The organism is Acinetobacter lwoffii, assembly GCF_024129595.1.
Lineage (GTDB): Bacteria > Pseudomonadota > Gammaproteobacteria > Pseudomonadales > Moraxellaceae > Acinetobacter > Acinetobacter lwoffii_O.
Map to the genome: position 1 here is coordinate 178140 of NZ_JAMXXS010000003.1, position 13340 is coordinate 191479.

General features: G+C 45.5%; 14 protein-coding genes. 5 read left to right on the plus strand and 9 right to left on the minus strand.

Annotated features, from left to right (window positions below):
* Positions 1-1101, minus strand: coding sequence for an LPS export ABC transporter permease LptF (lptF, locus tag NI466_RS03375; protein ID WP_005108446.1), 1101 nt, complete (start codon positions 1099-1101; stop codon positions 1-3).
* 156 nt (positions 1102-1257) lie between these two features.
* Here lptF and NI466_RS03380 point away from each other — a divergent pair, with 156 nt between their 5' ends.
* Genes NI466_RS03380 through blhA form a run of 3 tightly spaced genes read left to right on the plus strand, consistent with a single transcriptional unit; the run spans position 1258 to position 3762 of the window.
* Complete coding sequence (locus NI466_RS03380; RefSeq protein ID WP_253172721.1) at positions 1258-2706, plus strand: leucyl aminopeptidase; 1449 nt, start codon at positions 1258-1260, stop codon at positions 2704-2706.
* On the plus strand, positions 2699-3106 hold the full coding sequence (locus NI466_RS03385; protein WP_253172723.1) for a DNA polymerase III subunit chi: 408 nt from the start codon (positions 2699-2701) through the stop codon (positions 3104-3106). Before NI466_RS03380 ends, NI466_RS03385 begins: the two co-directional genes overlap by 8 nt.
* Positions 3107-3132: 26 nt before the next feature.
* The gene (gene blhA / locus NI466_RS03390) at positions 3133-3762 is read left to right on the plus strand and encodes a cell division protein BlhA (RefSeq protein ID WP_253172725.1); all 630 of its coding nucleotides are present in this window, start codon (positions 3133-3135) and stop codon (positions 3760-3762) included.
* Between the two features lie 61 nt (positions 3763-3823).
* Here the strand turns inward: blhA and NI466_RS03395 are convergent, their stop codons facing one another.
* The 7 genes from NI466_RS03395 to glnK all read right to left on the minus strand — a co-directional run bounded on the left by NI466_RS03395 (position 3824) and on the right by glnK (position 9956).
* Positions 3824-4369 (minus strand): VTT domain-containing protein, encoded by a 546-nt coding sequence (locus NI466_RS03395; protein WP_004281049.1) that lies wholly within the window; start codon positions 4367-4369, stop codon positions 3824-3826.
* 109 nt (positions 4370-4478) lie between these two features.
* The gene (locus NI466_RS03400; RefSeq protein ID WP_004732516.1) at positions 4479-5138 is read right to left on the minus strand and encodes a riboflavin synthase; all 660 of its coding nucleotides are present in this window, start codon (positions 5136-5138) and stop codon (positions 4479-4481) included.
* A 22-nt stretch (positions 5139-5160) separates the two neighbouring features.
* Positions 5161-6453 (minus strand): DNA adenine methylase, encoded by a 1293-nt coding sequence (locus NI466_RS03405; RefSeq protein ID WP_005248430.1) that lies wholly within the window; start codon positions 6451-6453, stop codon positions 5161-5163.
* Positions 6450-7538 carry a bifunctional diaminohydroxyphosphoribosylaminopyrimidine deaminase/5-amino-6-(5-phosphoribosylamino)uracil reductase RibD gene (gene ribD / locus NI466_RS03410; protein ID WP_222112350.1) on the minus strand — a complete coding sequence of 363 codons (1089 nt, stop codon included), beginning with the start codon at positions 7536-7538 and terminating at the stop codon, positions 6450-6452. The genes NI466_RS03405 and ribD overlap by 4 nt, the downstream gene beginning before the upstream one ends.
* A gap of 2 nt (positions 7539-7540) precedes the next feature.
* Entirely contained in the window at positions 7541-8005 is a 465-nt protein-coding gene (gene nrdR, locus NI466_RS03415; protein WP_004281044.1) for a transcriptional regulator NrdR, read from the minus strand.
* Positions 8006-8145: 140 nt separating this feature from the next.
* Entirely contained in the window at positions 8146-9558 is a 1413-nt protein-coding gene (locus NI466_RS03420; protein ID WP_253172726.1) for an ammonium transporter, read from the minus strand.
* 59 nt (positions 9559-9617) lie between these two features.
* A complete protein-coding gene (gene glnK / locus NI466_RS03425; protein ID WP_004281042.1) occupies positions 9618-9956 on the minus strand; it encodes a P-II family nitrogen regulator in 339 nt (112 codons plus the stop codon).
* Between the two features lie 277 nt (positions 9957-10233).
* Here glnK and NI466_RS03430 point away from each other — a divergent pair, with 277 nt between their 5' ends.
* A complete protein-coding gene (locus NI466_RS03430) occupies positions 10234-10461 on the plus strand; it encodes an accessory factor UbiK family protein (protein ID WP_004732524.1) in 228 nt (75 codons plus the stop codon).
* 66 nt (positions 10462-10527) lie between these two features.
* The gene (locus NI466_RS03435) at positions 10528-12018 is read left to right on the plus strand and encodes a YifB family Mg chelatase-like AAA ATPase (protein ID WP_253172728.1); all 1491 of its coding nucleotides are present in this window, start codon (positions 10528-10530) and stop codon (positions 12016-12018) included.
* A gap of 47 nt (positions 12019-12065) precedes the next feature.
* Here the strand turns inward: NI466_RS03435 and NI466_RS03440 are convergent, their stop codons facing one another.
* A complete protein-coding gene (locus NI466_RS03440) occupies positions 12066-12800 on the minus strand; it encodes a TorF family putative porin (RefSeq protein ID WP_004732532.1) in 735 nt (244 codons plus the stop codon).
* Positions 12801-13340: the final 540 nt, after the last annotated feature.

Consider the following 13340-nt stretch of genomic DNA (forward strand, 5'->3'; position numbering starts at 1 on the left):
TTAAGACCTCACTCGCTGAATCTGTTTCTTGATTTTCGGGCCCAATTTCTGTTTACGTGAGAACAAGGCACCCGCAATTGCATAGGCAATCAGAATCAATGGATAGGCCCATATTCCCATTTCTTCTTTGCTGATCCGGGTCTTCACTGCCATCAAGGCCACAATCAGACTGGCAAAAATCATGAGGGCAGGAAATAACTTGAGATATCGACCCTGTCGTGGACTCACTTCAGACAATGCCACAGCCAGAATCAGGGCAATCAGAATCGCAAAAGGAACAAACACTCGCCAGCCCAACTCACTGGCCACCACAGGATCCTGACGGTTCTGCCACAATTGCGAGGTCGGTAAGGCTTCAACTTCAGTACTGGCAAATTGCGCTTCTTCATCGCTTTCTAAGCGCAGACGATAGCTTTCAAATTCAGCTTGGGTGTATTGTGGTGTACCCGGATAGATCTCATAACGGCGACCTTGGACCAGATCCACCACATTGGCAGCATCATTCGGTACCTCAATTCGGGTGGCTTCCTGCGCCAGAATCATCACATCCGGTTTGCCTTCTTTTTCCGCACGCTGATAAAAGAAAATATCTTTTAAATTTTTACGGTCTTCTGACAGGTCACCGGCATAAATGGTATAGGGCCCAGAGGAGATAAATTCTTTCGGTCGCACCAGGTCAAAGCCGGTACGTACCGCCTGACTGGTGGTCAGGGCTTCAAACTGGCGAATGCCCCACGGCGCAGCCCACAGCATCAATCCGGCCTGAGCAATCAAAAACACCAGGGTCATCGGCACCAGTAGACGCGCCAATTGATGCCGACTGACGCCACTGCCATTCATCACGGCCATTTCATGGTCGACATATAAACGGCCAAACACCAGCATCAGTCCAATAAAGAAACCGAGCGGAAGAATCAGGGTCAAGAATTCAGGCAAACGATAGCCAATAATGCTAAATAAAATGCCTGCATCCAGACGGCCTTGCGCCGCGACACCAAAATACTTGATCAGTCGACCGCCCATCATGATCAAGGTCAATAAGGCAATCACCACCAAGGATGTCGAGACAACTTGCTTGACCAGATAACGCCGAATAATCAAATTAATTCTTCCAAAATAAGGTCCATAAAACGAGTGCTAGTTTACCCGAATAGCAAAAATATAAAACCTAGGCCGCCCTGCCCATTGAAAATCTATTCAGATAAATGTTTCAATGACTGAATGATTTACCCATCTAGACAGGCGTGAAAACAGAATATGAAACTTACAATTAATACGTCATTCCCAGAGAATGGATCAAGTCAATCTTTGTTGATTTTAGTTGACTCGGAACAACTTCAGAATACAACCGCAACCTATCAAATCAATAATTTAGACACATTAATTGAAGCCTCTCAATTCAAGGCAACTTTGGCTGAAAGCCTGAGCCTGATTGGTCAGGTAAACCAGTCCAGCCATGCCGCGCTGATTGGTTTAGGCAAGGTCGCTGAACTGCAACCAGCAAAACTTGCAAAAATCGCGCAAACTATTATTCAAGTCACGCAAAAAAAATTCAAACAGATTTCTGTAGATCTGACACAACTTCCACAAGAATTCCACTATCTGTTTGCCCTGTTTCTGACTCAGGCCAGCTATGGTTATGATGAATATAAATCCAAGAAGAATGAATTTGTGCTCGAGCAGATCGACCTGATTGCCACCCATAGCGTCTTAACTACCGAGCAGTTGCAACTGGTACAAGCGGTGCAAAGCGGACAAAACCTGGCACGTGATCTAGGTAACCGCCCAGGCAATATCTGTTTCCCTGAATATCTTGCAGAACAGGCAGTGGCTTTGGCGGCCGAATATCCGGAGCTGCTTAAAGTCACTGTGCTAGATGAACAGCAGATGGCAGATTTAGGCATGGGTGCCTTCCTTGCGGTAAGTAAAGGTTCAGAGCGTCCTGGTCGGATTATCAGCATGGAATATCAGTCAGAGCGTAGCGAAGCACCGGTAGTCTTGGTGGGTAAAGGCATTACGTTTGATACCGGCGGTATTTCCCTTAAACCAGGCGCAGGCATGGACGAGATGAAATACGACATGTGCGGTGCAGCCTCTGTACTCGGTACAATGCGTGCATTGTGCGAAGCCCGCTTACCTCTACATGTGGTGGGAACCATCGCTGCAGCAGAAAACATGCCTTCAGGTAAAGCCACCCGTCCTGGTGATATCGTAACGACCATGAGCGGTCAGACGGTTGAAATCCTGAATACCGATGCCGAAGGCCGTCTGGTGCTGTGTGATACCCTGACTTATGTAAAACGTTTTAACCCTGCTTTAGTGATTGATATCGCAACCTTAACCGGTGCCTGTGTGGTCGCTTTGGGTTCAGTGCTGACGGGTCTGTTCACGCCAGATGATAAACTGGCAGCAGAACTAGAAGCTGCCGGCCAGCATTCCTTTGACCGGGTATGGCGTATGCCGGTACTGGAAGACTATCAGGAACAACTGGATTCACCATTTGCCGACATTGGCAATATCGGTGGTCCAAAAGCTGGTTCTGTGACTGCAGCCTGCTTCCTGCAACGTTTTACCCGTGAATATCGCTGGGCACATCTGGATGTTGCAGGTACGGCATGGAACTCAGGTACCAATAAAGGTGCAACCGGCCGTCCAGTTCCATTATTGATGCAATTCCTGACGAGTCGCGTTCAAAGCAATGGCTAAAGTCAGCTTTTATTTATTTGAAAAAAGCCCTGAACGACAAGTGGACAGCACTTGTCGTTTATGCCGTAAGATTCTGCGCCAGCCGGCGCGAATCTGGTTATTGTGTGCCGATACAGATTTGCAACAGCAGCTGGATGAACGCCTGTGGAGTTTTGATCCCGCGAGTTTTATTCCGCATGGTATTGACCAACCTCAGGCGACGGTCTGTATTTCGGCAACACTGCCGGAACAGTCCGACTGGATTATTTTCAATTTTAATCCGGAAGCACTTGAACCTTACACAAAATTTAGTCACATTATTGAGATCATTGAAAACCATGAAACGGCTAAACAGCTGGGTCGTGAAAAATTCAAGCAATATCGTCTTTTAGGTATTGAACCGGACACCCATAAGCTTTAACCGATATCATCCACAAGGAGAGGCACGTGGCATTAAATGTAGGTCCCGATTTTAAACAGCGCTGGTTAAATGTGCCGGAAGCTGTACGTCAGACCTTTATCGATGACCTCTCTCGGATCTGCGATATTTTAAAACCAGAAACGTCTTTGGAAGAATGGCAGAGTCGCGACCAGCGCTTACAGCAAGAATCTGAATGCAAGATTGAAGCTGCCTATGCACAGCGCAAGGCCGAATTAATTGAAGAAGCCCGTATTCGCAAACAGCTCGCGCTTGAAAAAGCCTTGGCCGAGAAACGTGCTGAAGAACAGGCCTATCAAGAACAGCTACGTCATGAGGAACAGCGTAAATTTAGCGAACAGAGTCAGGTGCTTGCTGAAATAAATACGCATCTAGAGGCTGAAGTGCAGCACTATGTCGCACGTTATGCAAAAAATCCTGAGACGACTTTTGATTTTGCCAAAGGTCGCATCCAGATTGAGGACCAGTCCATTTTATCCGAATTAGAAAGTGTGCGTTTACGTCTGGAACTTGAGGCAGAAACCGTGATTGAACAGACTGTGAATGCACTTCGTGAAAAAATGCGTGCGGCAGCCAAAGAAGAAATCGAGTATATGCTGAAAAATTCTGAATTTTCTGATCAGCCACGCAATATTTAAATGATCCTTTCACATTAAAAAAGCCCGAAAATTCGGGCTTTTTTATCTTCTATGTCGCATCTTACAAAAAATCTGCCAGCATAAAGGCAGCATTTCCGAGCAGATAGCCAATGCTTAATAAAGTGCCAATCCAGAGGATGCCACCCGCAATATTATAAAAGCTGAATGTGGCAAAGCTCATATGCGCTGAACCGGCAGCAAAAGGGCCAAATGAGCGGACAAAGGGAATAAAACGTGCGATTAAAATAGTTTTACCGCCATGTTTCATAAAATAGTGGTTGGTTTTCACCATATATTCCGGCTTAAAATAGCGTGAATGTTGATTGAAATATTTTAAGCCAAGAACTTTTCCGGTGTAATAATTCACGCTATAGCCCAGCACCGAAGCAGTGAATAACAACAGCCCCATCGAATGCAGGGTCACCAGATCGCTGCTGGCACATAAAGCTCCCACAGCCAGCAATAGACTGTCGCCGGGCAGGAAAAAGAAAAACACTGAACCGGTTTCTGCAAAAATCACCAGAAACAGGATTGCATAAATCCATACCCCATATTGATCGAGCAATAGCGGCAATGACTGTTCCAAGTTAAGTAAAAAATCGAGCATTCGACCCGTCCACCAAGGCAATATTTGCAAGTTGAACTGCTGATTATCCCGAAAAATAAAAAAACAGTCTAATTTTTCAATCAGACTGTTCAGTAAATCAACATTTCTCTTATTTTAAGAAACCATTTTCAGCCAGGAAATCCATACTGATTTTTGATTGTTCAGTGGTTTCGGCGGCTTTATCACCGAGCAATAAACGCTCGATATAACGTGCCAATACATCCACTTCCAGATTGACCTTGCTACCGACTTTCCAGGTACCGATATTGGTACGTTCAGCAGTATGTGGAATCAGGTTCAGACTAATCACGCTACCACGCAAATGATTAATCGTTAGACTGATGCCGTCGACTGTGACCGAGCCTTTTTCTGCGAGATATTTGGCAATTTCAGCAGGTGCAGTCACTTCATAATAAATCGAACGTGCATCTTCACGAACCAACGTGATCTCGCCGACTGCATCGACATGACCTGACACAATATGACCGCCAAAACGCGTAGTCGGCAGCATGGCTTTTTCGACATTGACAGGCTGACCGGCTTTCCAGGTACCAAGCGTAGTCCGGTTCAAGCTTTCACGGGAAACATCAGCCGCATACCAGTTCTCGCCCCAGTCGATCACGGTCAGGCAGATACCATTGGTCGCGATAGAATCACCCAGATGTACATCAGACATGTCCAGATCGGTCTGGATGCGTAAACGTACATCGCCGCCAACGCTTTGCAGACTTTCGACTTTGCCGAGGCTTTCGATAATACCTGTAAACATTTTTATTTCCTTTTCAATTCTTTTACCAGAGTGCCAACTGGGTGCTGACACCAGTCGTATCGACACCGCCCAATTCTGCATAATGATGCAGCTGACTGAGTAACTGACGGATCGGTGGACCCGACTTGGCATGGGTATCGGTAATCACAATAAATTCCAGTACGCGTGCACGCTCAGACTGACGCTGTTTGCTGACCCGATACCGTGGCACGTCCTGGGTCAGCAAGGTCACCCGACCACGTTTCAAGTTGGCCTGCAATAAATCAGTAGCGCTGATATTGCCGTCGGTTGAATAACTGGTCAGGATGAAACGCGCATTAATGGTCGCCAACAGGTTTTCATAGGCTTCTTGTGCATATTTGGAAGAGTTGTACTGACTCGGACGTTCTTTACGCCATGCCCGGTCAATCCCGCTCTTAAAGCCCTTAGTATCCGGAGTCGGCAAATCGGCCTGATCCCACAAGGTCAGCGCATTCAGAACATGGTAATTACTGCTATACGCATGCTGATTATACGGCGGATCCAGATAAGCCACATCCACTTCAAAGCCGCTCATCTGATTGGCCAGATGCTGGGCATCGACACACCACATTTCTGCGGCCATCCCCTTTTTCTGATCCGACTCACAAAAACGGCTTGGCGTTAGCCACAGTAAAGATTCAATCCGTTCCAGCGCAGTTTGGGTTTTCCCGCCCCAGCCATGGTGGAAGCTTTTGAAAACACCAGAAGTATTGCTGACAAAACTGGCGGAATACAGCAAAGGCGCCAGCAAGGCAGACATTTCCACATCATCAATTGCACCTTGGGCCTGCCAGGCGGCAATCTGCTGACGAATCGCATCAATACGCATGCCGTTACGACGTTTAAAGAACAAACGGTCACGGGCCGGATCATAAATTTCATCATTGCGCGGACACAGGTTATGCGTCACCCAGCCCTTCACTTCCGGCAGACGGTTTAGATAATCAATCGCTTTCTGATAACCACCCAGCTCTTTAAATGCTGGCGCTTCCGTACAGGCCAGTACTGCATGATTCAGCGCATGGCTATACGGCTCCCAGTCATTGGCAATCACGCGATAGCCATTCTGACGGGCCAAACGTGAAACCACACCTGAACCGGCAAAAAAATCAGCAAAGATCGGCGCACGACCATCGCTACGTTTCAGGGTTCCTGTACTTTCCAACGCTTCCAGAATTAAATGCAGTAAACGGCGTTTGTTACCTAGATAAGGAACCAGCTGATGGAAAAGATATTCATCGGTGGTACGTGCCGCATGGCGACGTTTATGATAAACCGTAGACTCTGAACTCATAGTGTCTCTTGAAAAGGAATTAGCCTGAAGCGCACGTCATCACCTAAGCGAGTTACATCGCGCAGCTTAAATCGGAGTTGTTCGGCCATATGGCTAAATTCTGCATTAAACATGGTACGCGCAGACTGACCCAATAGGGTCGGTGCAACGTAACTGATCAGTTCATCAACCAATTTTTGTTGTAAAAATGCCGTAGATAAGGTCGCCCCTGCTTCCACCAGGACATCATAAATCTGATGCTGCTGAACCAGTTGCTTTAATAATTCTGCTAAAGGCTGTACCGGCAAGTGTAGCACACCCAGGTCTGCAAGCTCTTGACGAAATGGCCCCATGACCATCACTGTTTCAGGTTGCACTAAAATTTTTGCGTTGAGTGGTAAACGCCCCTGACGGTCCAGAATAATCCGTTTCGGTTGCACCACAGTCTTGATATCTTCAAGGCCATCCAGTTGACGCACATTCAGTTCACAGTCATCCGCAAGAACCGTATCAATCCCGGTAATCACTGCGCCTGAAATCGCACGCCAGTGCTGTACATCCTGACGTGCTGCTACACCGGTAATCCATTTTGATTCACCCGATGCCATTGCGGTACGGCCATCCAGGCTTGAGGCAATTTTTAAACGCACATAAGGCATGCCAGTCGCCATGGCTTTCAGGAAACCTTGATTCAGCTCATGCGCTTCATCTTCACAGATGCCAACGTCTACCTCAATGCCCGCATCTTTCAGGATCTGTACGCCCTTTCCGGCCACTAGCGGATTGGGATCAGGACAGGCCACGACAACTTTAGCCACACCTGCTTCCACCAGACCTTTGGCACAAGGCGGTGTCCGGCCATAATGCGCACAAGGTTCTAGAGTCACATAAGCGGTTGCACCACGTGCCTGTTCACCGGCCTGACGCAGCGCAAAGACTTCAGCATGTGGCTGGCCGGCTTGGGGATGAAAGCCTTCACCAATCACGATGCCATCTTTAACAATGACACAGCCGACATTCGGATTCGGTTTGGTGGAATATTGCCCCTGACGTGCCAATTCAATGGCCCGGCGCATCCAGATTTGATCTTGATTCAGTTCAGCCATGCTTATTCTTGTAATTCTCGTTGTTGCATCTGTTCAATCTGATGACGAAAAGCTTCGACATCCTGAAAATCCTGATAGACCGAAGCAAAACGCACATAGGCAACATGATCCAGAGCAAATAAAGACTGCATCACGATTTCACCGATGGTACGTGATTTCACATCACGCTCACCCAGACGGCGAATCTGTAGCTGAATATCGCTCAGCACTGTTTCAATCTGCTCCTGGGTCACCGGGCGTTTTTGCAAGGCATGCATCAGGGAACGGCGTAATTTGGCTTCATCGAAAGGTTCATTTTTGCCATCCGACTTGATGACGCGCGGCATCACCACTTCATAGCTTTCAAAGGTAGTGAAGCGTTCATTACAACTGACACATTCACGGCGACGACGAATCTGACAGCCTTCAGCTGCCAGGCGTGAATCAATCACTTTACTGTCTGCAGTATTGCAAAATGGGCAATGCATAGCGGTTTAATTGAACAAATCCAGATGGATTCCGAGTGTAGCAAAAATTACAAACTTTGTAGAGTTTTACGCAACATATAGAAAAAAAACAGCCCATTCGGGCTGTTTTACACTATATATTGATTATGGTGGATTTATTATTATTCGACACGTTCGCCATGTTGGCTTAAATCCAGACCCATACGCTCATCATCAGATGCTACACGGATTCCAATGATCAAGTCGATGACTTTCAGGATAATGAAGGTCATGATCGCAGAGTAAGCAATCGTCGCCAGTACACCTTCCACTTGCACCCAAAGCTGATGCATAACATTGGCAGGGGCATTGTCACCCATGATGAATTCGCTGGCAAAGAACGCGGTTAAAATCGCACCGACAATACCACCTACACCATGCAGACCAAAGGCATCTAAAGAATCATCGGCTTTCAATGCGCGTTTCAGTGCAGTAATCCCCCAGAAACACACCACACCACCGATCAGACCCATCGCCAATGCACCGCCTACAGTCACAAAACCTGCCGCTGGAGTAATGACCACTAGACCAGCAACTGCACCCGATACGCCGCCCAGTACAGAAGCTTTACCACGTGCCAGTTTTTCAGTGATTAACCAAGAGATGGCTGCTGCCGCTGCTGCGACTTGAGTCACGATCAAAGCATAGCCTGCAGAACCGTTTGCACCTAATGCAGAACCACCGTTGAAACCGAACCAGCCTACCCAGAGCAAAGATGCACCGACCACAGTAAGCGTCAGGTTATGCGGCGCCATAGATTCACGACCCAAACCCATACGTTTGCCCAGCATATATGCTGCGACCAGACCGGCAACACCCGAGTTGATATGTACAACCGTACCACCGGCAAAATCAAGCGCGCCGTCGTTACCTAACCAGCCACCACCCCATACCCAGTGGGTAATTGGTGCATAGACAATCACCACCCAAAGTGCAATGAAAGCAACAAAAGCACCAAATTTCATACGTTCTGCAATCGAACCGCTGATGATGGCAACCGTAATGATGGCAAAAGTCATTTGGAAAATCACAAACAGGATTTCAGGAATCGTGCCTGAAAGCGCCTCTGTGGTAATACCGGCCAGCATGAACTTGTCCAGGCCGCCTATAAAGGCATTGCCTTCACCGAAAGCTAGGGTATAACCAACAATCACCCAGGCAATACTGACCACCGCTGCAGCAATAAAGCTATGTGCCATCGTCGCTAGAACGTTTTTCTTGCGGACCATACCGCCATAAAATAGCGCCAAGCCAGGAATGGTCATGAGTAAAACTAGAGCGGTAGAGGTTAAAACCCAAGCGGTATCGCCGGTATCTAGCGTTGGTTCTTCTTCTGCAGGTGCTGCAGCTTCAACTGGCGCTGCTTCAGCAATTGCTGCTGTAGTGTCTGTTGTTGTATTTGTTGTATCGCCTGCTTCTTCAACAAGCACAATTTCTTCTGTCGGTGTTGTTGCTGTTGCAGCTTCTTCAGCCCATGCAACAGAACCACCCAAAAGAGCGCCGGCCATGCCGAACGCGAGTAGCATTTTTTTCATTCGTATCCCCCAACCAAGTTTTTGTGAGTTATTAGGTACTCAGCAAACTTCGTGCCAAGTTAGACAGCGTCTGCACCTGTTTCACCTGTACGAATACGGATGACTTGTTCTAAGTTGGTCACGAAAATTTTTCCGTCACCGATTTTTCCAGTGCTCGCCACACGAGTAATAGATTCAATCACCGCGTCTACCATTTCATCGCTAATCGCGATTTCAATTTTGACTTTCGGCAAGAAATCTACAACGTATTCAGCACCACGATAGAGTTCAGTGTGGCCTTTTTGACGACCAAAGCCTTTCACTTCAGTTACAGTGATGCCTTGAACACCAATTTCAGACAATGCTTCGCGAACATCATCTAATTTAAAAGGTTTTACAATTGCAGTTACGAGCTTCATGTTTGTTTTCCTTCGGCTTATTTCACCAGTAAGGTTTTACGTTCAAATTTCATGCCAAGATTCCTAAGGTCGGGGGAAATTAGAAAGCCCGGCATGTGGTTTATTTATACCTTATTTTATACGGATAAAGACTTTGAATCTTCAAAAAATAGACATTTTTTATGTGGATTTTTACAATATCTTTAATCGAATAAGTCTATATTTTGTCTGAAATACTATAGTCTGCATTTTAGCAATGCTAAACTGTCGGTTCCTTTCTACGGCGATGGATCAGACAATGATTGAAACTTTATTACAAGCAATTTTGCAGCAAGTCGAACAACCTAAGAAAGATTTGGAACATAATATCCGTGCCTTGTTAAATGAAGCTGTGGCGAAAATGGATTTGGTGTCTAAAGAAGAAATAGAACGTCAGCGTACTGCCCTAAATAATGCCAATCATCGCCTGAATGATTTGCTCAAACAGGTGGAAGCATTAGAAGAGAGAATTTCGAACAAAAAATAAGCACAACTACAGTGCATAAAAGACACCAGAACTATAAAAATAACGCACCAAATTGGAACAATAATAATGTCTTTTGCCAAAATTTATACGCGAGGCTTGCTGGGCCTGCATGCGCCTTTAATTGAAGTCGAAGTTCATGTCAGTTCGGGTATGCCTTCGCTCACTATAGTGGGGCTTCCCGAAGCGGCGGTACGTGAAAGTAAAGACCGGGTCCGTTCTGCCATTTTGAATAGCGGCTTTCAATTTCCAACCAAACGTCTGACCATTAATCTGGCCCCTGCAGATCTGCCAAAAGATGGCTCACGTCTGGACTTACCGATTGCTTTAGGTATTTTAGTGGCCTCCGGGCAGCTGCCTGAAGATTGTACCGAGTATCTGGAGTTTATTGGCGAGTTGGCCCTCGATGGTCAATTACGTCCTGTCAGCGGTACCTTAAGTATTGCCATTGCCTGTCAAAGTGACCAGCATCAACTGATTTTGCCTGGCCCAAATGCCCAGGAAGCCTGTCAGCTCCCAGACTTTAAAGTCTTTGCAGCCAATCATCTGAAAGAAGTGTGTGAACATCTTTCCCAGACACAGCGCTTGCCGCACGTAGAAGCCAGCTCACCTAATACAGACCATTTTTATAAGTTTGATCTGGCGGATGTAAAAGGACAATTGCGGCCACGACGTGCTTTAGAAATTGCCGCAGCGGGTGGTCATTCATTGCTGTTTCGAGGCCCGCCTGGAACAGGAAAAACCGTGCTGGCCTCCCGATTGGCCAGTATTTTGCCGCCCTTAAAGACGCAGGAAAATCTGGAAGTAGCGAGTATTTATTCGGTGGCGAATGCCAATCACCCTTTTGGGCAACGGCCTTTTCGAGCACCCCACCATACTGCTTCTGCCGTGGCACTGGTGGGTGGCGGTTCACATCCCAAGCCAGGAGAAATTACCCTGGCGCATTTAGGGGTTTTATTTTTGGACGAGCTACCAGAATTCGACCGCAAAGTGCTGGAAGTTCTACGTCAGCCTTTGGAAGCAAAAGAAATCGTCATTTCCCGAGCGTCACGTCAAATTACTTTCCCGGCCAATTTCCAGTTGGTGGCTGCCATGAATCCCTGTCCATGTGGTTATGCCTTTAATCAGGATATCCGCTGCCAATGTTCACCAGAAAGTATTAAGCGCTATCAGAACCGGATTTCAGGCCCGTTGCTGGATCGGATTGATTTGCATATTGATGTACCGCCATTACAGGCACATGAGTTACAGGACAATCGACCTACAGAAAACTCAGAAACGGTTAGACAACGCGTCATTGCAGCCTATGAAATTCAGATGCAACGGCAAAATACCTTGAATATGAGTTTGAGTCCAAAGCAGTTAGAGCAATATGCCGCATTAGATCAGTCTGCTCAGAATATGCTTGAAATGGCTCAGCAAAAACTGAATTTATCAGCGCGCGGCTATCATCGGGTCTTGCGTGTTGCACGCACCATTGCCGATTTAAATCAAAGTCCAGATATTCAAAGTCAGCATCTTTCGGAGGCCCTGTCTTATCGCGGGCAGCAGCAGATTTAGATCATTAAAAAAAGGCGACCTAAGGTCGCCTTTTTATCTAAAGAGGATTAGAAGCTATAACCCAGTCCAAATACGACTTTATTCTTTTGTTTTTCATCAAAACGGTCATAACCACCCAAAATATAATTCATGCTTGCAGTTACACCTGTGTCACCAAGTGGCTTGCTTAAACCGATGTCAAAATGACGGAAACCAAAACTTTCTGTAGTTCCTTCAATAAAGTCACCTGATTTTTCATAAGCGTATAAGCCTAAAGCTGTATCCAAGCTGAAATCTTGTGGTAAAGCATAGCTATAAGTAGCTTTTAAATAGGTATCACCTGCATTGCCCCAAGTAGTATCTTCAAGAAGAGTTTGTGCTGTAACGCCCAAATCTTTATAGCTCATACCCAGTAACAGCTCAAATCCATCAGAATTGACATCAGATTCATAATAATAATAGTAGGTCGTACCGATCGTTAAACCTAAGTCATCATTGACTGCATGGCTATAGCCAGCATAGAAGTTATTTTCGAAAGCATCACGTCCTTCTTCAGACAAAGGGTAATCTAGCGTAGATCCCCACCAACCTGCATAGAAGCCAGACGCATGGTTATAATCAAGTCCACCTTGTAAGGTAGCGCCGCTATTTTCAGGAATGTTAGTAATACCACGCAAGTTATAGCTCGAAAGTACGCTGATATTTCCAGATACCGTATGTTCAGCAACAGGTTCTTCAGCAAAAGTAAAAGAAGATACAGCGCCCAATAAAGCAAGAGATAATACTTTTAATGTTAATTTCATTGTGTGGCTCCCCCAGATCGTCTGAGACGTTTTTATGATCATTGATTAAACTCAAGCTCAAAATTTGCAAGAGCTATGCCAATCTGGATAAAAGGAACCAAAATAATAAATCTAAAAATATAAATAAAATTTAAGTTATTGTTTTTAATTTAAAATTTGAATTATAAAAAACTGAATTATCTAGGCTTTCTTTTAAATAAATGTATTTAAGGCTATTTCATCACTTTTTTAATACTTATACATAATCATTTACAATTTGCCCCATTTTGATTCTATTTTTGTAATGAATAAAATTTGTGCTAAAAAATAGTGCGTAATTTTTGATCATATTTTTCGCACGTTTCAAAATAAATAAGCTGATCACATTCATTTCACCACTTTAGAAATATCATTTATATCTTCCAATAAAACTATGTTTTTACTCAATTTTTACCGATAGGTTAGAAATTAGCCACCTCAAATCCTTGCTATTGTTTAATTTGAGTTAAAAAAATCTAAACTTTAGTGGAATATATCCAATAAAAAATGACATTTTTTCAG